Below are 22,923 nucleotides of genomic sequence, written 5' to 3' on the forward strand. Positions count from 1 at the left end.
TACTCCGAATCAGTGTGGGTAGTTTACTTGCTGAATATCCAGTGTGAACTTCTTGTGGATTGAGAACAATAAGAGCGCCAGCAGGGGGTCGGTTTGCTGTAGTTCAGCAGCTCTTGCCCAAAGGGTGATAAGTAGGGTTTCTTGTACGATACCTAAGTCAACTTTGGTTTTAGTCGTCATGAATACCTCAACTGGCTTGCTTAATTTGCTGTCTCTTATTATAAATAGAAAAAAATCTCAAAAAAGATAACTAGACAGCAAGTATAGTGGTGCTTAAAAATCTAGAAAATGTTTTCCTCAATTGCACACTCAAAACTCTGAAAAGCTTTTGCACTGAGCACTACAGTGTGCCATCTCACTACAGGTTAGTATAGACGTGAGAGTTGCTTAAGGCGTCATATGACAAGTGCCGTGAAATCTCCCTATACCAGCGAACAAATTGCTGCTTGGCTACGTGGACTCCTGACGATCGCTTGGGCTGATGGTGACTTCGATGCTCAAGAACAGGAATTAATTACCAACATCACCGAGAATGAACTTGCTCCTGGCATTAAGATAGAGTCATTAGAGCCAATAGAACCAGATGAATTAGCCGCTGTTTTGGGCAAAGGTACAAAAACAGCAGAGGATTTCTTACGTACAGCAGTTTTAGTGGCGATCGCAGATGGTACATATTCCTCTAGCGAAGACTATGTGTTGCATCAGTTATGCAAAGCTCTAGAACAACCAGAGCATCTGTTAGAAGCCCTCCGCCACACACTCGAACACCCACAACCGCAGGTTTCTACAACAACTCCAGTTCCCTTACAAGCCCCACCAACAAAGCGTCAAATTGATGCATTGCGTCCGATGCGCGACTGGCTTGACAAGCTAGACATCCAAGACCCCAGAGTCGCTCGCTTTTTATGTAAGATGATACCTTCACAATGTCCTTTCGAGCGTGATGTCAAGCTGTTCGGACGTAAAGTTGTTCACATTCCGCCATTGTGTAAACTCAACCCACTTTATGAACAACTAGTAGGCTTGCGTTTCCGCGCTTTATCCTATCTTGCAGATGATTGTGGTGAAGATGTTTCGCCATATATTTGAGTATTGAGTATTGAGTGGTGAGGCATGTGAGTTACCTTTTGGTCTTTCCCAAAAACAGAGGTGAGGAGTTCATTAACCACTTATAATTTATAACTCATGACTAATCACTCAGGACTCAAAGCTCTAGTATGCAATTCATTGATCAAGCAAAAATTGAAGTGGAAGCAGGAAAGGGAGGCGATGGTATTGTCGCCTTCCGCAGAGAAAAATATGTACCAGCCGGTGGCCCCTCTGGTGGGAATGGGGGTAAAGGTGGTTCAGTGATGTTAGTTGCTGTAGAAAATCTGCAAACATTGCTTGACTTTAGATATAACCATCGCTTTCAGGCAGAAAACGGTTCTCGTGGTGGACCAAATAATCGTACAGGGGCAAATGGTAAAGATTTGATTATTGAAGTTCCCTGTGGAACCGTTGTTTATAATGCCGAAACTGATGAGATACTGGGAGACTTGGTTGAAAGTGGACAAACTTTGCTCGTTGCTGAAGGTGGTAAAGGTGGACTGGGAAACAAGTATTTTTTGAGTAACCGCAACCGCGCCCCTGAGTATGCTTTACCTGGACTACCAGGAGAAATCAAATTACTTCGTCTGGAATTGAAACTTTTGGCAGAAGTTGGGATTATTGGATTGCCAAACGCTGGAAAATCGACTTTAATTTCAGCTTTATCTGCTGCACGCCCCAAAATTGCTGACTACCCCTTCACAACTTTGATTCCAAATTTGGGTGTGGTGCGAAAACCCAGCGGAGATGGTACTCTTTTTGCTGATATTCCCGGACTTATTGAGGGCGCTTCCCAAGGAGCAGGACTGGGACACGATTTTTTACGTCACATTGAGCGTACACGCATACTGTTACACTTGATTGATGCAACGAGTGAAGACGTGGTGAATGATTATAACATAATTAAGCAAGAATTACAAGTATACGGACGAGGTTTAGCAGAACGTCCACAAGTTTTAGTGCTGAACAAAATTGATGCTGTAGATAGGGAAACAAAGGATTTGGAAGCACTAGCTACGCAACTCAATCATCTGTGTTACTGTCCTGTTTTTCTAATTTCGGCGGTTACAGGTACTGGTTTAGAACCGATGTTGCAGCACATTTGGCTAATTCTTGACCAACTCAATGCTGTGGAAGTTAGCGAAAAGATATGATGAAGATTCACATGACCGTAGAAATACTCATAACCAGAAATGAAAATTATCGGATGAACAATGAGCGGTGAGAGTGGATGTTAAAATTAACGAAACAAGTAAAATTACATATATTTTTCAAAAAAATAATTTTTTCATAGCTTGAACACTCAAAGTGAATGACAAAATTGATATTTTTATCTGATAGTACAAGTGTCAAAATATCTGAAGATACTAAGTTATTTGATTAAGTCAAAGATGTTACTCCATTGCCACAGAGTACGAGTCTTGTACTGTATGAAAAACAATTGGTTCACATTTGAGTCGTCTGTTGGGTAAATGCATAAAAGATGTATAGTGAATTGACAGGCACGTATAAATTAGAATTAGTTGGGCTTTCGTTTGCGATCGCACTGATTTCTTCCTACACAGCCTTAGACTTATCAGCAAGAGTGCAGCTTGCTTGGAAATGGAGACCTTTGCTCTGGTTGTTTGGGGGAGCGATCGCTATGGGGACAGGCATTTGGTCAATGCACTTTGTTGCGATGCTGGCCTTTGAATTACCATCACATGTGACTTACGATGTATGGATTACCCTGCTGTCTCTGCTATTTGCAGTGCTTGCTTCTAGCATTGCTTTATCGTTGTTAAGCCGTTTCATCTCAATACCAGTTTTAATCGGTGGTGGCGTTTGCATGGGAATAGCGATCGCCTCAATGCATTACACAGGAATGGCTGCGATGCGACTTCAAGCAAAGCTTGAGTATGACATCACGTTAGTCAGTTTATCAGTGATTATTGCCATCATTGCCTCTTTTGCAGCTCTATGGTTAGCGTTTCGATTGAAAAAAAATCAAAACTTAAAAGGGGCGATATGGCAAAAAGTTGGCAGTGCCTTTTTGATGGCAATTGCCATTAGTGGGATGCACTACACTGGAATGTGGGCAACTCACTTTGTGTCTAGTGAGAATTTTTCTAAATTACAATCTCCTGTGATCAATCAGTCCTGGTTGGCTGTTACTATTGGGATTGCAACATTATTTATATTGAGCTTAACCTTATTAACTTCTCTATTTGACCAATACCTCACAGAACAGTTATTACAACAAAAAGCTTTAGAGGAAAGTGAAAAACGTTTTCGCACGCTGATTAAACAAATGCAAGTGGGAGTGTTATTGCTCAATCGCGATGCTGAAATCCTCATCAGTAATCAAGCAGCAAACAACCTCCTCAATATTAATCCTGAGGATAAACAGCCTCAAGTCTTTGGTGCAGATTGGTTATTGTTACGTGAAGATGGTAAACCTCTTTCAGAAGAAGAACGACCTGTACAGAAAGCAATAGTCCTACAAAAACCTATTCACAATGTAGTCATAGGAATTGAGCATCCAAAAAGCCAAAATCAACACTGGCTGTTAGTTAATGCAGATCCCCAAATCGGAAATGATGGTCGTGTCGAGAGAGTGATCTGTACCTTGAATGATATTACAAAAAGAAAGCAAGCAGAAGAATTACTCGCCAAAAGTGCAGAACGAGAAAAAACAATTGCTTTTGTGATTCAACGCATGCGTCAAACTTTGGAAATTGAGCAAATTTTCAGTGCGACAACACAAGAATTACGACAAGCTTTAAGCTGCGATCGCGTCATTGTTTATCGCTTTCATCCTGACTGGAGTGGAGAAATTGTCTCTGAGTCAGTTGCAGAAGGTTGGAAACAACTGATGAGCGTACAAGAAAATCAGCAGCTTCAATTGACGCAGATTGCGGTCAATCAAACCGATTGTATCATTCAAAATTTAACGGATGCAGATAAAATTATCCAAGACACTTATCTGTACGACACGCAAGGCGGTGATTTCCGTTCTGGTATAACTTATCGGTGCGTTTCGGATATTTACGAAGCTGGATTTGAGTCATGTTACCTTGAATTCTTAGAACAACTTCAAGCACGCGCGTACATCACAGTTCCTATTTTTTGTAGCAATCAGCTGTGGGGTTTACTCTCGACGTATCAAAATTCTGCTCCTCGTCAGTGGAAAGAAGCAGACATCAAAATCGTTATTCAGATTGGGGCACAGTTTGGAGTCGCAATCCAACAGGCGCAATTGTTCGCACAAACGCAACAGCAGTCTACCGAACTCAAACAAGCCAAGGAAGCCGCTGATAGAGCCAACCGTGCTAAAAGCGAATTTTTAGCAAATATGAGCCACGAACTAAGAACACCACTCAACGCAATTCTTGGCTTTACCCAACTGATGAACCGTGACACCTCCATTAAAGCAGAGCATCGGGAATATCTAAAAATCATTAATCGTAGTGGTGAACATCTGCTGTCGTTAATTAACGACATTTTACAGATGTCTAAAATCGAAGCAGGAGGTGTTTCATTTAATAAGAATAAATTTAATTTATTTCATCTACTCAAGAATTTAGAGGGAATGCTCAAACTCAAAGCTCAATCCAAAGGCTTAAACTTAGTCTTTGAGTGTACTCCTCAAGTTCCGCAGTACATCACAACTGACGAAAATAAACTACGTCAAGTCTTGATTAATTTACTAGATAATGCTACTAAATTTACCGAAAGAGGAAGTGTTATTCTTCGGGTATCAATCGAACAAGGGGAAATAGACAAACACAACCCTAACTCCCCAGCATCCCATCTACTGTTCAAGGTAACAGATACAGGTCCTGGTATTAACCCCAATGAATTCGATAAATTATTTCAAGCTTTTGGACAAACTGCAACAGGGTTAAAATCTGGTGAGGGTACTGGCTTAGGTTTATCCATCAGTCATAAGTTTGTGCAAATCATGGGGGGAGAAATTAAGGTTAGCAGTACCTTAGGAGTAGGAACTGAGTTTAGCTTTTCTATCCCTGTGTGTCAGACAACTGAAGCGAAAACACAAACTCTTGAATTCGTCACTCAGAAAATCATAGGCTTAGCTTCTGGACAACCAGTTTATCGAATTTTAGTTGTCGAGGACAAGCAAACCGACTGTATGCTATTGGTTAAACTCTTAAATAACTTAGGCTTTCAAGTACGCGAAGCTACCAACGGTCAAAATGCTCTCACTATCTGGGAAATATGGGAACCGCACTTAATTTTTATGGATATACGAATGCCTTTGATAGATGGTTGTGAGGTGACTCGCTTGATTAAGCAAAGGCAAAAAGAAAAGTTTCCCGATTCTCATCAAACCATTATCATTGCCGTAACAGCAAGTGCTTTTGAAGAGGAAAAACAAAAAATTTTAAGTGCTGGCTGTGATGATATCTTGAGTAAACCCTTTCAAGAACAAGATTTATTCCAAAAAATAAGCCAATATTTGAACGTACAATATCTTTATCAAGAAAAAACTCTAAATACAGATATCACTTCACCGATTTCTAAGGTTGTTAGCAATTCTCCTAACTTGGATTCTCAGATAGCAACTATGCCCACTGCGTGGATACAACAGCTTCACAATGCTGCTTCTGGTGGCAACGATTTACGAATTCTTCAACTTATGAAACAAATTCCAGCAGACAAAGTAGATTTGATTGAGTATTTGACAGTTTTAGTTGAAAATTTCGACTTTGAGCAAGTCATAGCACTTACTAATACCAAGTTTGAATAAATGCTATTAAAAATCCAGACAACTATTGAGTGAAAAAAAGGTAGATGCTGCCTTAACAGGCTTATTGACGATGAAAAGAAGCGACTTCCGCCTCAAACCTGATAACCTTGTTAAAACCTACATCCTGCAGGTGCGATCGCCTCTTTGATTTGCAACTCATCTTGTTAAGTACGTCAACATAGAACTTACAGACTGCTTGTCACTGCATCAGATCTTTGTCTTCACCACACAGTATTGTAAGAATCTTGAGAACTGAGGTGAACAGTCAAGTTTTCTTTGTACTCAGAGGAAATTTCTACTATGTCAACTTGGCAACCCAGGCGCTTACGCGCTGCAAAAAATGCTTCCTCCATACTTTGAGTGTAATTCAGCAAAAGCGGCTTGTGTTCTGGTTGCAGACGGTTTTCTATTTCATCTGCTAATAGTTGTTTCCATTTGTTCGTCATTTCCCATTTCACTCCCACACTCTGCATCACCATTACACATAATGGCACCAGCTCCTGTTCGATAAATTTTGGGCTTTCTTCTAACACGCAAAGCCACAAGTAAGCCTGGAACATGTCTAAGTCACGAAGACAAGAGTGAGTTACCTCTGGATTACCCAATGAGCCTCTCTTGCTATAATGATTGGGCAATAATTCTAAAAGCCGACAGTAAACTATTGAACTAATCTCAGAAGTTAGAGGCAACATTTCCTTAACTAGAGTAAAAGTTGGTGAACTGAGCTGATGCTTCACAGCAGCTGCACAAACTCGCACCCAGGGAATAGCAACATATTCTTCAATGAACTTGAAATAAGGACACAGCAACACTTTCTCAGCTAATGTCAATTGAGTTATCAATGACTGGTTAGTGAAATTGAGCAGTGTAGTCAGAAAACCAAGCACACGCTGATCTCTTGTCATGACATGTTGTTCTTGATATTTGAGTATCAAGTCTTCCATTTCACTAACGAGTTTTTCGATGTTTGGTATCGCCCATAATAAAAGAAAAGTCTGCTGATCATGACTTGTTGTTCTTCCTCCTTTAGGAACGACAACCATACCAGACTCCTTTTGGTAAGCTTCCAGCAACTTTTGATAAGCTTTGTAAGCAAATTGAGTGATTCGCTGCTCTGAGCGAGAATCAACAATATCAGGAATATATTCGTAGAGAGATTTTCCCTGTACACTTGCTTGATTAGTTGTACGGTACAGTACTCTGTTCAACAATTTAGCTGCAGTCAAGGCTCTAGCTTCCGGGTAAGCAGCTTTAATCAATTCTCCGTAGAATTGAGGATTTTTGGATACAGAAGACACATCAACTGTATAACGTTCTGCCCAAATGCTCATCAAAAGCTCAACGGAAGGAGTTTTAGAAATATTGGTAGGTAACAGCATCAATTAATTTGCAGGTGGAAACTTGGTACAACCGAAAGAAAAGGATACCAGTAATACTTACTTTGTTCAATATAGCTAAAGTACTAAATAGTAGTACTAAAGAGGTATAATTAATATCTTTATAGTAAATGTCATTTCCGAATCAAGCAAAAGTCTCAGTGCAATGTTGTTTGAATGTTAGTTGAATGTTAGTAAGTTGTTATTTGGAAATTGGGACGACAAGCTTCTGGATATAAAGCTTTTCAAAAATCTCTCAATCGCATAGCGATCTGCGCAAAGCGCAGCAGCGTTAGCGTAGGCCCCCTAAGGGGCTAGCTATCGCTGCAAGGTGAGTGAATTTGTTCAGTATGTCGTCTACTGATCTTGTCGTCTTTGCAGTCTAAGGCTAAGCTACCGCAAAGTACCGATACTAACTCATGAGCAAGCTAAAATTTCAATTCACTATCGACAATTGCAAATTAAAAGAAACACTAGACAACCTTGAAAAAGGCTTTGCAGCAACGCGCGATCAAATGCAACAAGAGTTTGCGACATTCAACAAAGACTTTGCGTGTGCGCATCAAATTAGTATTGCAATGACTTACAGCTTGTTTGCTAAGGGATTTCAGGATCAACAAGCAAGACAGTCGGCTCATATTTTAGCTAATACATTTTCTACGGAGACATTGGGCGACTGCACCTGCAAATACAACGCTCACTCCACTTATCTCAAGTGTGCTGTTAATCCAATGAGTGATTGCAAAATGTGCCCAGACTACGAAAAGCATGTCTGATATCATTTTGCGCCCACCTTCTTCTTTTACCTCCATCGCGTTTTGAAAAAGCGTGCTTCCTGAAATATTTTTTTAGGAAGCAATATTTCCACAGAATTTCTACTTGACACTCCCCTGCCTGAAGGCGAGGGGATTCTTAAGACATCGCTGCCTTAATATCCTGTTTGCACAGGTTAAGCGGCTCAACACGTTTGCCACAAGGGCGTGCTGATATCTCCTCTGTGAATGTTTTGGGCGTAGACTTTCCCCCAGTCCGGGGGTAGGTTTTTAAATCTTGTACTGATGTAAATATTTTAGCATCCTTGACTCAAGCCTAAAGGCTTTCATGCAGCTTTCATGAGCCACTGCCATGCGGGGGCTCCCCCCGTTGAGGCATGTGGCGTCCCCTTGCCTGAAGTACGGAATTCGCAACTACGTTGCTGTTCCTCAAGGGTTTTCAGCCAGCCATCCTTATAATTTCTACCTCTAAACTCCAGCACTAAAATACTCTCGATATAATCCACAGCTAACCGTTGCCTGTCTTCCTGAAAGATGTACCAATCCCAAACTTTTTAACTGAAACGCTATCTGTTGTTCTAAGGTAATTGGTTTAGTTGTCATTATGACTTGCTGAAAAGCATCTGCTAAGTCAGTATTTTGCTGGAGATAGGACAATTGTTCTTGTAAATGATTGCTGAAAATAGCAGTATGATTTCTGGCATTTTGCAATAAATTTTCTAAGAGAATCTCACCATGGACAATCTGATACAACGCTAGCCGTACTAAGTAAGGAAATCCTCCCGTGAGTTCGATTAATTGTTCCAGTACAGAATATGTCATCTGGAGTCCGTGACGCTGTGCTAAATCCTCTACCTGGAATCTTGTAAAAGGAGGTAAATCAATTACTAATCCTATGTTAAAGGGAGATTTATTAATGTCCAAGGCAATATAAATATCGGTAGATTGAACAATGACAAGCCGAATTTTTTGCCAAATCGAAATATCTCTTGTTTCCTCGTGCCATGAGCGTAATAGTGCGAGAAAATCACGAGCTAGTTTCGGATATTCAAACAACTTATTCACTTCATCTAATGCCAAGATAACGGAACTAGAGATTTGCTGTAATAGATATCCTTGAAAATAAATAGTGCAGTTCATCAAAGCACCTATTTCCTCATCCCAGTAATCCTCTAGCTTTGATTCTAGTCCCAATTGATGAGTAACATTGGCACAGAACCAGCGCAGAAATTTTTCTAATGAGGTGAAAACTTCTGTCTCAGCACGATGTAAACTTAACCGTACTGTATGATAATTATGTAAACGACCATAAGCAAGAATTCTTGTCATTAAGGAAGTTTTCCCCATCTTTCGAGGCGCTTTGATGCGAATTAATGCACGAGGTTGGAGAATTTCTTGATAACAGATTTGTTCTAAATTCCGCTCAATATACAAAGTAGAAGAAAGAGGAACTTGTCCTTCTGGAGATTCTAACGCTATCTTTCGTTGCATCTGTGCAGGCTTGGATGTTGTCTGCAAAGATGAAGTGTTTAATCGTTGCTCTAGTACAGCACGACAATTCGTTCTATTGACTTTCTCCCCAAGAGCTTCAGAAAGAAGTTGCCATAATTTAGGAGCAACTATTTGTTTAATGTAAGTTTCTGAGTAGTTGTTTTCTGTCGCTATTTGTGCATAGGTTTTTTTCGTCTCAGAGATGGATTCTGACAGGACAATTTTTTGGATAAATGAGAGCGATTTTCCTGTCTTGTCAAGAATTAACGCTTCTGTTGATTCGATGATTTGTTCAATACTCGTCATCTATCTTTACAAGTCACAGATATTTAAAGCTCCATTTTCTTTGAGCCATTGTTTTTGTTGAGCGGTTAAGCCAATCACATCATTAAAAAGCGCTCCCTTAACACGGGAACCAGAAAAATCTACTCCCTCAAGCTGGGTATTTTTAAAATTTGCATGTCTTAAGTCAGTATTTCTCAAAATCGCCTTTTCTAGCACTGCACCTTCTAAGTTAGCATTAAATAACGAAGCTTGTTCTAGATTAGCTCCACTCAAGTCTGTATTTAACAAAGTGGCTAATTCCAAGGAAACTTGCACTAAGATTGCATCAGTTAAATCAGCATGACTCAAATCAGCACCAATTAAGTCAGCTCCACTCAAGTCAGCTTCGTTCAAAATTGTTTCCTGTAATTGTGCTTTCTCCAAGTCAACCCGCCGCAAGAAAGCCGCACGCAGGATAGCACCTTCCCAGTTAGATTGGCTGAGAATAGCATCATCGAAATTCGCGCTCGTGAAATCAGTTCCTTTGAGAATTGCTTTGAAAAGATTCGCTCTACTTAAATCAGCATGAGCTAAAATTGCTCCTTCCAAGTCAACCTCTGTTAAATTTGTATCTCTTAATTGAACAAACTCTAGCTTGGCATAATTTAATCGAGCGCCACTGAGGTTGGCTCCGTTTAAAATAGCCTCATTTAGATTTGCCCATAACAGAGAGGCATGAAATAGATTGACTCTACTCAAATTTGCTTTATTCAAATTAGCTCGATTCAAATCTGTCCAAACTAATTGACCTCCACTCAAGTTAACTTTACTAAAATCAGCACCATTCAAATTGGCATGACTAAAATCCGCGCCACTGAGATTCGCACCACTCAAGGAAGTTTGACTGAAGCTCAGGTTCTGAAAATCTCTTTCCATTGCTGCATAACGTTGGAGAATTTCATTCGCGTTCACATTATTTCCTAATTCTTGATTCCTCATTTTCAAGATAGACGCCTAGGTGATAGACGCCTAGGTGATTTCAACGCCTATAGCTTGCGCCACAGCGATCGCCAAAGAGCACCCGATGATGATCACACGCCAACATAGACTAAAATTTAGACTAAAATTTTCATCTCTTGTGCCACGCAAATGAGCGCCAGTGGGGCTTCGCTGTAAGGACGCTGTAAGTATACTTATCCACATGAGTAGCTCCTCTGCTGTCTGCTTTGCTTTCAAGATAATACTATCAGCTATGGCTCACAACCTGCTTCTAAGCATACGTGGAACGCCCATAGTCATGAAAATACTCTTTGCTACTTACAACTTACTCTTTCTCACTTCCCATCTCTAACACAGACACCAACACAGACACCAGAGCGGTTTTAATCAATGTTATTTTCTCACAATAACAATGCTACTTAATTTAACAAAGAATGATGATTGTGAAAAGCTTAAGACTTTCTATAGTTTTAACTTTAATTGGAATTAGGAGTTTAGCCTAATTAGGCTTATCAAACTGCCAAACCCTTATCCAGACAAGCTTTCCTAATTTCTAGACTTTTTGTGATGATTCCTCTAAAATGCCTGCTGCACAAGGACTGTAGCCGGAAAAATAGAATTTAGTTTAAACTCCAGCTCCAAGCAAGATATTATTTTGTTTAATATGTTAATTTTATTTATTGACAAAATTAAATTAATATGTTACTAGCCAAATGAAATGAAAAAAAGATATATAAAAATCTAAAATATGTTTATTGACAAAAAACATAAATAGGCTATGGGAGATCAGAAATAAGAGAATGTATCAAGAAAAAAAGGATATGAGATTTATGTACTTTTTACAACAATAAAATCAAGTACTCTAGTATTCAGTAATCTAAAAAACTTACTCACTTACTCAAGCATTTCTTGCATTCCCCGAATTATGTTGTCACGCAAATGGCAGGAACTCAGGGCATTTGAGCAAAAACTCAATGCAAGCATCTCAAATAATGTGTAAATTGTAAATTTCCGTTTGATCAGCAAGCGAAAAATCCTCTCAGCGCGTTAGCTGCGCGCCCTCTCCAGGGCTAGCATCTCCCCGAGTCAGCTTCTTCATTACACGTTAACGGGTTTAGAACCTACGAACAAGCGCGGAAAAACAGCAGACGAAATTAATAGAAGGATCTGTTTTTCCTGAAGCTGCCGGATTTTTACACCTTTTAGTCCAACCCTGAAACAGCGCATGCACTCGCAAACAGACTGAAAGTCAAGCCGCCTGTGGCGGCAAGGCAAAAGGGAAACCGCATACTATAAGTTGGGGGCTTGAAATAAGGACGCCTTATTCCTCGTGCTATATATCTCGGAATAAACCTTATTTCCTTTTCCATACCATAAGTTGGGGGCATCAAACCAGAAGGCAGGAAACAGAGTACTAACTTTTTCAAAAAAATTCTTAATTTCTTCAGCATACCTGCCCTGGAGTCCTCTAGCTTTGTTCAGTCACCGACGGTAGTTTGCATGCGAAGGATAATCCTCCTAACGTGCAAAGTGGACGCAATTAGACGCAATTAGGCGTATGGACATAGTTTGGAGCCTCCCGCGCACCAAGTTGCGAATTGCGCTCTAACATTCCTCCTTTTGCCAACGCACTTGCCTTGAGCTATCAAACTTTTGCCTATGAAGTTCAAACGGGAGCTGTATGAAATTATTCGCTTTCAACCAAAAGAGAAAAAAAGAAAAAAGCATGAGTAATCAAGCACGCTCAATACCTTCTGTTGATTTAGTGATCGTCATCGATACTAGTCCTTCGATGAAAGATGAAGCACAGGCTTTGAGTAATGCTGCGGCTGGTGCGATCGCCAAAGCTAAATCCAGTTGTCCATCAGATTTAAGAGTCGTTTGGTTAGGTATAGAAGGTACTTGGAAAGGGACAAACTTTGACCAAACCTTGAGAGCCTATTTGACTCAAAAGAAGGTGCCTGAATCCAAACTGCGAAGTCGAAAAAAAGGACAAGTTGCAGACGCAGGAGCTCAAGAAGATGCAGCTCGCGCCATTGAAGATATCTCAGATTACTTTGACTGGCGTGAAGGCGCTTCCCGCGCTATCTTTTATCTCGGCGATGAAGCACTCGAAGGAGGTGGAGATAAAACAGAGCAAGAGGATATCAAAGCTGCTAATTTAGCTATCCAAAAAGCCCAAGCAGTAGGAGTGACTGTTCACACCTATTTTGGAACTTCAAAGAGCAAAAATCAAGAAAGTATCAAAACTGAATACAAAAGACTTGCAACCTCAACAGGTGGACAATCTTTTACAAATAAAGATGCTATCAGTGGTTTTAGTGGAGTTTTAGAAAAAGTTATCTGTGGAAGTCGCACAGCTAAAACTATTAAGCTCAAACCCGGTGCAGTTTATATCCAAGATTGTGTCTCCAATGAATTAAGCAAACTTTATACTCTGGATTTAGCTAGAGGTAAAGCGACTTTTATTGGCGAGATAGTAACAGAAGTTTCTGACATTGCTTTTGTCGGTTTCCAACTATATGGACTTGATCAAGAGGGTGACAAAACTCAATTAGTTAAAATCGACCTGAATTCAGGTGATGCTACTGTAGTTGGTGATGTTGGCTTTACCTGTGCTGGCTTAGCGTATAATCGCCAGCGTCAGATCCTCTACGCCACAACAGCTAAACAACTGATTGCTATTAATCTCAAAACAGGTAAAGGGACGCCAGTAGTAACGGTAGCAGATAAAGACTACAACTGTGGCGAAGTTGCTTTTGATGCTAATGGCAAAGCTTACATTACCTTGATTGGTTACGACAAGAAGAAGTTATTAGCAAGCTGCAATCTTGATACAGGTGAAGTCAACACTATTGGCGATACTGGCTTTGCTGCTCTTGCCAGCATGGAATTTGTTGGCGATGTTCTCTATGGCGTCACTGGTAACTTCTTTAACTTAGGTAAAGACGGTCAATTAATCCGTATTGATACTACCACGGGTAAAGGAACTTTAGTTGCCACAACCGATCCTATCGGTCGTTGGGCAGGTATGACTCTTTATGAACCAGCGACGGTAGTCACAACAGAAACCACCTCACAAGTCAACTCAACAGTAGTCACAACACAAACCACCTCACAAGTCAACTCAGACGAAAAATCTGAAAAAGCAAATATTTCTCAAGAAATTAAAGCTATCAACGAGGAAGGTATGAGCATCTTAACCATTGATTCCAAAAACAATTGTTATGTTATCGACCCCAATCAAATGAATAATTTGCAACAAAAGGTTGCAAATTCTTATACTTTCGACAAAGGAACTTTTGAGATTAGAATTACTGGTGGTCGCTACAAATATGCTAAAGCGAAAACAGAAGGAGAACCATTTGTTTTACTTTGGATTTATGGAGTTGATGGTAGTACATTTATCAATCAAAACACAGGTTTCGAGATAGGTGCAACCTGGACAACATTAAATGGATATAATGACAGTCTGAAGTTAGAAGTTAAACAAAGAACAGTTCTCAATGCCTTGTTCTTTGATGTTAACAATAATGACAATAGTGGCTCTATTGACCTTTTGATTACCAGTAAAAAGCCATTTTTCAATCCTCACATCTTAACAGTAGATAGCAAACGCAATAGTTATGTGTTGGATGAAAGTTACCTATCGAGTTTGAAGCAATCAGGTGGTAACTTCGTTGAATTAAATCCCGGAAACTATCGCATCAAAATTCGTGAAGGTAATGCTAGCTATTGGTCAGATAACAAGAAGTTCAACATAGAACCTTGGGCTTTAATTTGGGTCAAAGGCGGAAAATTTATTACAAAACTGACTGGCATTGAAACTGAAGAAAGTTGGTCTTCATTGAATGGTCTCAAAGATGAAGTCGTTTTAGAGGTCAAAGAAAAAACGACTTTGACAGGTTTATTTTTTGACACCTACAAGGAAAATAATGAAGGACAAATTATTCTGGCAATAGAGCCAGTGAGTGCAACTGAACTGACCGAGAAGAAAAAACAAAAGACTACTACAACCGAGACTGTTACAACTAGGACTGTTACAAATCAACAACCGACTACTACAACCGAGACTGTTACAACTATTCAAGGTACAGGCGGATCTGTGAGTCGTGAACCAGTGGGTGCAAACAGCTCGACGGAGACTGTTACAACTATTCAAGGCAGTGGATCTGTGAGTCCTGAAACAGTGGGCGTGAACAAGTTTACCTTACAGATTAACGAAGCCGAGTACAAGAAGAAGTTAGAAGACCGATTGCAGCAGATTAGTGCATCTTTCAAGGTAGTAGATGAAAACGATGCAGGGCTGGAGGCTAAGTATTGGGATCAGCTTGAACATTGGCTTTTGAAAAACTACGAGAAGCACTTTAAGAACCTGGCTATAGAAGTGGAAAAAGTCAGGTATACGATGGATGCTTATGTAGAGCAGATGGAGTTTAGTGTAACCCAGCACTTGCAAGACTGGTCTAGCTACATAGACAGGTTTGTGCAACAAAAGATTAACGTTGAGATATCGAACAGAATTAACCAGCAGATCAACCAGTACTTCAACCAAACCTTTGAGCAAAAGATACGTGACAATATCGGATTAATTGTCAACAATCTTCTCAATAAGCAGGAACTTAATCAGTACATCGATCGCCATGTCGATAGGCAAATCGACCAAATCTTTGACCAAAAAATACGTAACAACATTGGATTAATTGTTAACAACGTTGTACGTAAGCAGGAACTCAACCAGTACATCGATCAGCATGTCGATGGGCAAATCGACCGAAGCTTTGAGCAAAAGATACGTAATAACGTCGAATTAATAATCAACAACCTTGTCAATAAGCAGGAACTTAATCGGTACATTGATCGCCATGTTGATGGGCAAATCGACCAAACCTTTGAGCAAAAGGTACGCAATAACATCAACCTAATTACTCAGAACATTGTCAATAATAATACTGAACTTGACCAGTACGTCAGCCAGCAGATTGACAACACTTATGAGCAAAAGCTCCAAAATCACATCTCTGCGATTACTCGCAACATTGTGAATAACAATGAGCAATTAAATCAATACTTCGATCAGCGCTTACAGCACAGTGTTACCAACAACACTGAAGTCAACAACCGAATTGTCAACTTTGTTGCCAACAGTACTGAAATTAACAACAAAATTTCAAACCTGCGCAACGAGTGGAATCAAGCATTCATCAGTCTGGCTACACAGCACGGAGATGAACTAAGCAACATCATCGGCGGTAGAGAGACATTCAACAGACTGATTACTCAAAACCTTGTCAATAACAATCAGGAGTTAAACCAGTACTTCGACCAGCGCTTACAGCACAGTGTCACCGACAACACTGAAGTTAACAACCGGATTCTCAACTTCGTAGCCAACAGTCCTGAAATTAACAACAAGATTTCAAACCTGCGCAACGAGTGGAATCAGGCATTCATCAGTTTGGTAACACAGCACGGAGATGAACTGAGCAACATCATCGGTGGCACAGAGACATTCAACAGAGTGATGACTCAGAAGATTGTCAATAACAATACTGACATTGACCAATACGTCAGCCAGCAAATTGACAACACTTATGAGCAAAAGATCCAAAATCACATCAAAGCGATAACTCAGAACATTGTCAATAACAATGAGGAGTTAAACCAGTACTTCGACCAGCGCTTACAACACAGTGTCACCGACAACACTGAAGTTAACAACCAGATTCTCAACTTCGTAGCCAACAGTCCTGAAATTAACAACAAGATTTCAAACCTGCGCAACGAGTGGAATCAGGCATTCATCAGTCTGGTAACACAGCACGGAGATGAACTGAGCAACATCATCGGCGGTACAGATACATTCAACAGAGTGATTACTCAGAAAATTGTCAATAATAATACTGACATTGACCACTACGTCAGCCAGCAAATTGACAACACCTATGAGCAAAAGATTCAAAATCACATCAAAGCAATTACTCAGAACATTGTCAATAACAATGAGGAGTTAAACCAGTACTTCGACCAGCGCTTACAGCACAGTGTCACCAACAACACTGACGTCAACAACCAGATTCTCAACTTCGTAGCCAACAGTACTGAAATTAACGACAAGATTTCAAACCTGCGCAACGAGTGGAATCAGGCATTCATCAGTCTGGCTACACAGCACGGAGATGAATTAAGCAACGTCATCGGTGGTACAGATACATTCAACAGAGTGATGACTCAGAAAATTGTCAATAACAATACTGACATTGACCAATACGTCAGCCAGCAAATTGACAATACTTATGAGCAAAAGATCCAAAATCACATCAAAGCGATAACTCAGAACATTGTCAATAACAATGAGGAGTTAAACCAGTACTTCGACCAGCGCTTACAGCACAGTGTCACCAACAACACTGACGTCAACAACCAGATTCTCAACTTCGTAGCCAACAGTACTGAAATTAACGACAAGATTTCAAACCTGCGCAACGAGTGGAATCAAGCATTCATCAGTCTGGCTACACAGCATGTGAATGAACTGAGCAACATCCTAGGTGGTACAGATACATTCAACAGACTGATCATCCAGAAGATTGTCAATAACAATACTGACATTGACCACTACGTCAGCCAGCAAATTGACAACACTTATGAGCAAAAGATTCAAAATCACATCAAAGCAATTACTCAGAACATTGTCAATAACAATGAGGAGTTAAACCAATACATTGACCGACGCTTACAGCACACTGTAAACAACAACACTGAAGTCAACAACGAGATTGTCAACTTAGTTACTAACAGTACGGGAATTAATAACAAGATTTCCAATCTGCGCAACGAGTGGAATCAGACATTCATAAATCTGGTAAGACAGCACGTCGATGAACTGAGTAACATCCTAGGTGGCACAGATACATTCAACAGACTGATCATTCAGAAGATTGTCAATAATAATACTGACATTGACCACTACGTCAGCCAGCAAATTGACAACACCTATGAACAAAAGGTACGAAATTATATCTCTGTGATTACCCAGAACATTGTCAATAACAATGAGGGCTTAAACCAGTACATCGACCGACGTGTACAGCAAAATGTAACCAACAACGTTGACATTAATAACGAGATTGTGAACTTGGTTACCAACAGTACGGAAATTAACAACAAGATTAATAACGTCTACAGAGATATTGACATCAAGATTGACAGCATCCGCAACGAGTGGAATCAAACATTCATAGGTCTGGTCAGACAGTATGTTGATCAAGTGATCAATATAATAGGTGACGCAGACACATTCAACAATCGGGTTGCGAATATCATCAACGTCAAGGTGGACGAACTTCTCAACCAAATCATCAGAACCAAGAACGAATTGACTGTGCTGATGAACAATTCAGACAGACAACTTTATGAGTGGACTCTGGGAGAACTCATGGCAATCAAAGGCTGCTTAACCGACCGTGAGGTTCTTGTCGAGATGCTAGTCACCTTTAGCGCTGAACTCAGAACCAAGCTGGATGGAACCACTTGCGTGGACATCAAGACCATCAAGCCGTTCAAACCTATCTCGATAGATCAGAAGCAGCAACCGCAGCAATTACCAGGAAGCTAATCACTAGACTTCTGTTCTGAAAGCTCAGTTAACTCAAATTTGATAATGTAGAGGTTGCGTTACTGCATTGCTTTAACGCACCCTACTGCAATAAAACAAAGCTGAGTACCGTCAGAAAATAACGAAGAGTCAAATACCAGGAATTAAGTGTTTTAAATCTGCACCTCTGGTCAATAAAAAATTACTTTGCGTGGGTCGGACATACTACAGTTATGGCAAAAAAAAGATATTCATATGTTGGGGTATCAGTTTTATTAGCTCTGTTGATTCCAACCCCCGTTTTGTCTGATGCACCACCTCATTTAATTAAACAACCATTCAGGAATTTAGACACTGAAGAATACTCTACAAAGAAGCAAGAAGGACAGCCTCAGGGAGGCTCTAAGAAAAAAGCTAATCAAGTACAAGGGATCAATGATCCTTCATCTCAAAAAAATAATGTTCGAGATGGAGGTACTGAAGGAGGAGGGTCAAAACCAGCAGGAATAACTTCTATCCAAGAACAAAAAGGAAATCTGGGAAGAAACAACCCATCATCTGGAGTGTTGACTGATGAAGCTACACAAAATTCTACAAATAAACCCTCTAGGGAGTCTTCTGGAAGAGGAATAAGTCCGCCCTTGCCTATACCTGGCCAAAACAATACATCGCCTTCGCAAAGAAAATTTGACTCAGGGAACTCGACATCTTACCCTGTAGAAAAAACACAAAATGGAGCGACACAAAATTCTACAAATAAACCCTCTGGAGAGTCTTCTGGAACAGGGATGAGTCCGCCCTTGCCCATACCTGGCGCAAACAATACATCGCCTTCGGGAAGAAAAGATGACCAGATTCCAAGAAACAATCAAAGTCAAGACACCGGGAAAAATAATCCTTCTGTACTTGATAGTGCCGTATATTCAAGTGCCTTAGACTCCTTTTCCAAAAATCCATTTGCATGGCTGCCTCTGTTGCTCTTGCTGGGACTGCTGCCTTTGCTTGTGTCCTGGTTCCGGAGACGTCGTCGGCAGCAGATCAATAAGTACGTTGACCAAATCTTTGAGCAAAAGATAAGTAACAACATCGGATTGATTATCAACAAGATTTCCAATAAGCAGGAATTCAAGGATTACATCGACCAGTATGTCGTTCAGCAAATCGACCAAATCTTTGAGCAAAAGATACAAAATAACATCCCATTAATAACTCATAACATTGTTAATGATAATCAGGAATTAAACCAGTATATTGACCAGCGCTTACACCACGGTGTTATCAACAACACTAGAATCAACAATGAGATTGTAAAGTTCGTTGCTAACAGTACTGAAATTAACAATAAGTTTAATAAACTCTCCAGAGATATTGACATCAAGATTTCGAGCATGCGCAACGAGTGGAATCAGACATTTATAAGTCTGGTTAGCCAGTACGCTGATGAACTGATCCATATAATAGGTGACAAACAAACATTTAACATCCTGATTGCGAATTTGATCAGTGTCAAGCTAGATGAGCTTCTCAACCAAATCATCACAACCAAGAACGAACTGATTGTCATAATGAACAATGCAGACAGACATCTGTATGAATGGACTCTGGGAGAACTCATGGCAATCAAAGGCTGCTTAAGTGATCGTCAGGTTCTTGCCGAGCAGCTAGTTTCCTTCAGTGCTAAACTTAAAACCAAGCTCGATTCTACACCCTGCGTGGACATTAAGACATTCAAGCGGTTCAAACCTATCTTGATTGCTCCTCAGCAGCCAGAGCAAGTTACTGGTTCATAACTACGCGCAAGACGAGCAAGGCTATGTTATTGCCCATGTGGCTTTAACTAACCCACAATCTCCGTCCTGAGGCTCCATTGAGTCTACTATGAGTATCTTGTAATAAAACTGGAATATTTAACTGTTCTGGACATCGGGGGAGACAGTCGCCACATTCTGTACAACGATTCCCTTTCATCCCACCAAACCAGTGACCAGCATTTTCAAACATTCTGTAGCGGTATTGCCCAAAATCTATCATGTCATATGCGACTGCAAGATTGCGTAACCGCAACACTTCTGGAATATTGATATTTTCTGGGCATGGTAAGCACGCGTAGCACTGACTACATTTGTCTGTTCCTAAAGCAGCCTTTTGATGATTTTCTAAACGTTGAAAAACTGTCGTTTCCTCTGGTGTGAGTGTTTGATCACAGTCTGCAACCCGCAAAGGTTCTGTTAATTCATCTGGGTTTGCTGGTCCCACACTTAGAGTCGTGATTCGAGGATCACTCAGTAAAAATCGATAATTTAACTCTAAGGGTGAAAAAGGATAACACAAATCTTTCAAAGTTTGGGATGGTGTATACAGGCGTCCTCCCTTATCCGCAGGAGAAATAATAAACACACCCATATCTTTCTCAAAAGCGCGCTGAATTGCCTTTGCGTTGCGTTGGAAAAAATAGTAATAATGCAGATTGACAAAATCAAATAAATCTGTATCTATAGCTGCCAAAATCACTTCTAAAGGTGCATGGCTAGAGAAACCAACGTATCGCACTCGGCCATCAGCAACAGCTTCTTGCACCGCCTGCATACAGCCACCCTTGGCTTTTACCCAGTTAAGATGTTCCCATGTGTTTAAGCCGTGAATCCCCAGGCAATCTAGATAATCCAACTTTAATCGTGCTAGAGATTCATCGATAGACCGACGCATAGTATCAGCATCAGGTGTCGGTGGAATTTTGGTGGTGATGTGAACTTGGGAACGAGAAACTGGTAAACCAATAGAAATCGCCTCACCAAGATACTGCTCACTCTTACCGTATCCTCTGGCAGTTTCTAAATGATTAATCCCTAACACTATGGCTTTTTGGATAGTCTGCCATGCATTTTCCTCTGAAGCTAAGTAACGCATTGTCCCCAAAGAAAATACAGACAAGCGTAGATTGGTTTTTCCAAAGCGTCGGTATTGCAAAACTTAACTCAAATTTTAGATAAATTTAACTCCTCACTTATACCTCATAACTTTTCTGTCAGATTTCGCTACTGCCAAAGCGCTTAATCAAATCCTCAGGTCGAAGATTGGAGATAAATTCTCGGAAGGCTTCTTGTTCTGCTTCATCTGCATCACGATCTACAGGGATAGAAGCATCTGCAACAACTTCTTCCATAACCCAAATCGGAGCATTTGTACGCAGGGCGATCGCGATCGCATCGCTTGGGCGTGCGTCAATTTCTTTTTTCACATCTCCTTGCTTCACAATTAAAGATGCATAAAATGTATCCTTTTGCAACGAATGAATGATAATACGTTCTACAGACAGGTTCCATGCTTCTAAAAGATTTACAATCAGGTCATGGGTTAAGGGTCTAGGAGGCTTTTGATTCTCCAGTGCGCCCATAATTGCTTTAGCTTGTTCTTGACCAATATAAATCGGTAATGCACGGCGGTCTGAAGCATCTTTCAACAGTACAATCGGGCTGCGGGTTATGGCATCTAATGCTATGCCAGCGACTCTCATTTCAAGCATTGGCTAAGCCTCTAAAATCCTTTGAGTGCTAGGGTAACATGTAACAAATGGTACTTTTTTTTGACCAGTTTTGGGATAAGGATAAACATAACTCTTCATTCTCTATAATTGCTTCTACTTTAAATACTAAATGGATGTGAACACCAGAGTAAGCCAAACAATTCTAATTCGACAATAATCTACTTTTCTAAATGTGCTTAGTCTGTCAATGTAAATGTTTTGAGATGTTGACATCAATTTTTGTCTAAAATCATACTTAATTTTTCGAGTTTTTTGTGTAAATTACTAGCTGCTTTTCCGCAAAAATAAGTCATAAATAGAGTTAGTTTTACAAAAAAGCCGTGTTTACAGGAATCATCCAAGCGTTAGGAACCGTAAAACCCCTGGAGGGGGATTCTTGGCAAATCACTTGTGTGACTCAGCCATATAATGTCATTATGCAAGATTTAGCGACGGGCGACAGTATTGCTGTAGACGGCATCTGTCTAACGGTAGAAAAAATTTTAAAAGATGGATTTATCGCTACGGCTTCACCAGAAACGCTGCGCCGCACGACACTAGGACAAGAAGAAACACAACAGAGATACGTTAACCTAGAAGCATCCCTAAAGGTGGGAGGTAAAGTTGGCGGCCATTTCGTCATGGGACACGTGGATGGTATGGGTCAACTTGTGTCAGCACAAGCGACATTAAGCTCTTGGGAAATGATATTTACGGCTCCAGATGCGATCGCCCGCTATATTGTTCCTAAAGGCAGTATTGCCATAAATGGCATCAGTCTGACAGTTGCTGATTATCAGCCAGAACTTTCACAGTTTAAGGTAGCAGTGATTCCCCTGACCTACACCGAAACCAATCTTCAATATATAAGTCCGGGCGGTTGGGTGAATTTAGAGGGGGATATTCTTGGCAAATACGTAGAAAAATATCTTTCTGTCGGTAATCAAGACGTGAAACAAACTACACAGACAATTCCAAATGACATAACACCCGCGTTCTTGGTTGAACACGGGTATTTGTGAATTGAAAGTAGGGGAGCTGGGGAGATGGAGAAGTGGGGG

The 22,923-nt window shown here is 40.4% G+C and carries 13 protein-coding genes and 1 pseudogene; 7 read left to right on the forward strand and 7 right to left on the reverse strand.

The window, feature by feature from the left end; genetic code table 11:
- Positions 1–78 precede the first annotated feature (78 nt).
- A pseudogene (locus DP117_RS29070) lies at positions 79–180 on the reverse strand (class I SAM-dependent methyltransferase); the annotation flags it as partial.
- A 219-nt stretch (positions 181–399) separates the two neighbouring features.
- On the opposite strand from DP117_RS29070, the gene DP117_RS29075 reads away from it, so the two are divergent.
- From DP117_RS29075 to DP117_RS29085, 3 genes are all read left to right on the forward strand, one after another.
- Positions 400–1,089 carry a Mo-dependent nitrogenase C-terminal domain-containing protein gene (locus DP117_RS29075; protein ID WP_169221680.1) on the forward strand — a complete coding sequence of 230 codons (690 nt, stop codon included), beginning with the start codon at positions 400–402 and terminating at the stop codon, positions 1,087–1,089.
- Positions 1,090–1,217: 128 nt separating this feature from the next.
- Positions 1,218–2,243: a GTPase ObgE gene (obgE, locus tag DP117_RS29080; protein WP_169221681.1), complete on the forward strand. Its 1,026-nt coding sequence runs from the start codon at positions 1,218–1,220 to the stop codon at positions 2,241–2,243.
- A gap of 329 nt (positions 2,244–2,572) precedes the next feature.
- The gene (locus DP117_RS29085) at positions 2,573–5,839 is read left to right on the forward strand and encodes an MHYT domain-containing protein (protein WP_169221682.1); all 3,267 of its coding nucleotides are present in this window, start codon (positions 2,573–2,575) and stop codon (positions 5,837–5,839) included.
- Positions 5,840–6,060: 221 nt separating this feature from the next.
- Here the strand turns inward: DP117_RS29085 and DP117_RS29090 are convergent, their stop codons facing one another.
- Positions 6,061–7,218: a hypothetical protein gene (locus DP117_RS29090; protein WP_169221683.1), complete on the reverse strand. Its 1,158-nt coding sequence runs from the start codon at positions 7,216–7,218 to the stop codon at positions 6,061–6,063.
- 416 nt (positions 7,219–7,634) lie between these two features.
- Between DP117_RS29090 and DP117_RS29095 the strand changes: the two genes are divergently transcribed.
- Positions 7,635–7,991, forward strand: a complete 357-nt coding sequence (locus DP117_RS29095) for a DUF6464 family protein (RefSeq protein WP_169221684.1) — start codon at positions 7,635–7,637, stop codon at positions 7,989–7,991.
- A gap of 465 nt (positions 7,992–8,456) precedes the next feature.
- On the opposite strand, the gene DP117_RS29100 is transcribed toward DP117_RS29095, so the two are convergent.
- The 3 genes from DP117_RS29100 to DP117_RS29110 are packed head-to-tail and all read right to left on the reverse strand — an operon-like array spanning position 8,457 to position 10,946.
- Positions 8,457–9,785 (reverse strand): AAA-like domain-containing protein, encoded by a 1,329-nt coding sequence (locus DP117_RS29100; RefSeq protein WP_169221685.1) that lies wholly within the window; start codon positions 9,783–9,785, stop codon positions 8,457–8,459.
- A 6-nt stretch (positions 9,786–9,791) separates the two neighbouring features.
- Positions 9,792–10,742 (reverse strand): pentapeptide repeat-containing protein, encoded by a 951-nt coding sequence (locus DP117_RS29105; RefSeq protein WP_169221686.1) that lies wholly within the window; start codon positions 10,740–10,742, stop codon positions 9,792–9,794.
- 30 nt (positions 10,743–10,772) lie between these two features.
- Positions 10,773–10,946 carry a hypothetical protein gene (locus DP117_RS29110; RefSeq protein WP_169221687.1) on the reverse strand — a complete coding sequence of 58 codons (174 nt, stop codon included), beginning with the start codon at positions 10,944–10,946 and terminating at the stop codon, positions 10,773–10,775.
- 1,522 nt (positions 10,947–12,468) lie between these two features.
- On the opposite strand from DP117_RS29110, the gene DP117_RS29115 reads away from it, so the two are divergent.
- Together DP117_RS29115 and DP117_RS29120 are read left to right on the forward strand one after the other, a co-directional pair.
- On the forward strand, positions 12,469–18,360 hold the full coding sequence (locus tag DP117_RS29115) for a hypothetical protein (protein ID WP_169221688.1): 5,892 nt from the start codon (positions 12,469–12,471) through the stop codon (positions 18,358–18,360).
- A 212-nt stretch (positions 18,361–18,572) separates the two neighbouring features.
- Positions 18,573–20,129: a hypothetical protein gene (locus DP117_RS29120; RefSeq protein ID WP_169221689.1), complete on the forward strand. Its 1,557-nt coding sequence runs from the start codon at positions 18,573–18,575 to the stop codon at positions 20,127–20,129.
- 43 nt (positions 20,130–20,172) lie between these two features.
- Here DP117_RS29120 and DP117_RS29125 read toward each other — a convergent pair whose 3' ends face one another.
- Both DP117_RS29125 and DP117_RS29130 read right to left on the reverse strand, forming a co-directional pair.
- The gene (locus tag DP117_RS29125) at positions 20,173–21,306 is read right to left on the reverse strand and encodes an aldo/keto reductase (RefSeq protein WP_169221690.1); all 1,134 of its coding nucleotides are present in this window, start codon (positions 21,304–21,306) and stop codon (positions 20,173–20,175) included.
- 58 nt (positions 21,307–21,364) lie between these two features.
- Positions 21,365–21,862 carry a bifunctional nuclease family protein gene (locus DP117_RS29130; protein ID WP_169221691.1) on the reverse strand — a complete coding sequence of 166 codons (498 nt, stop codon included), beginning with the start codon at positions 21,860–21,862 and terminating at the stop codon, positions 21,365–21,367.
- Positions 21,863–22,203: 341 nt separating this feature from the next.
- Between DP117_RS29130 and DP117_RS29135 the strand changes: the two genes are divergently transcribed.
- Positions 22,204–22,884 (forward strand): riboflavin synthase, encoded by a 681-nt coding sequence (locus DP117_RS29135; protein WP_169221692.1) that lies wholly within the window; start codon positions 22,204–22,206, stop codon positions 22,882–22,884.
- The last annotated feature ends 39 nt before the right edge of the window (positions 22,885–22,923 follow it).

Origin of the sequence: Brasilonema sp. UFV-L1 (genome assembly GCF_012912105.1) — a bacterium.
GTDB lineage: Bacteria > Cyanobacteriota > Cyanobacteriia > Cyanobacteriales > Nostocaceae > Brasilonema.

What these genes read in the sequence shown, in the direction of transcription:
- DP117_RS29110 (WP_169221687.1), bottom strand. Translation starts at nt 10,946, where the DNA reads ATGTGGATAAGTATACTTACAGCGTCCTTACAGCGAAGCCCCACTGGC.
- DP117_RS29115 (WP_169221688.1), top strand. Translation starts at nt 12,469, where the DNA reads ATGAGTAATCAAGCACGCTCAATACCTTCTGTTGATTTAGTGATCGTC.
- DP117_RS29100 (WP_169221685.1), bottom strand. Translation starts at nt 9,785, where the DNA reads ATGACGAGTATTGAACAAATCATCGAATCAACAGAAGCGTTAATTCTT.
- DP117_RS29105 (WP_169221686.1), bottom strand. Translation starts at nt 10,742, where the DNA reads ATGAGGAATCAAGAATTAGGAAATAATGTGAACGCGAATGAAATTCTC.
- DP117_RS29130 (WP_169221691.1), bottom strand. Translation starts at nt 21,862, where the DNA reads ATGCTTGAAATGAGAGTCGCTGGCATAGCATTAGATGCCATAACCCGC.
- obgE (WP_169221681.1), top strand. Translation starts at nt 1,218, where the DNA reads ATGCAATTCATTGATCAAGCAAAAATTGAAGTGGAAGCAGGAAAGGGA.
- DP117_RS29090 (WP_169221683.1), bottom strand. Translation starts at nt 7,218, where the DNA reads ATGCTGTTACCTACCAATATTTCTAAAACTCCTTCCGTTGAGCTTTTG.
- DP117_RS29075 (WP_169221680.1), top strand. Translation starts at nt 400, where the DNA reads ATGACAAGTGCCGTGAAATCTCCCTATACCAGCGAACAAATTGCTGCT.
- DP117_RS29120 (WP_169221689.1), top strand. Translation starts at nt 18,573, where the DNA reads ATGGCAAAAAAAAGATATTCATATGTTGGGGTATCAGTTTTATTAGCT.
- DP117_RS29095 (WP_169221684.1), top strand. Translation starts at nt 7,635, where the DNA reads ATGAGCAAGCTAAAATTTCAATTCACTATCGACAATTGCAAATTAAAA.
- DP117_RS29085 (WP_169221682.1), top strand. Translation starts at nt 2,573, where the DNA reads ATGTATAGTGAATTGACAGGCACGTATAAATTAGAATTAGTTGGGCTT.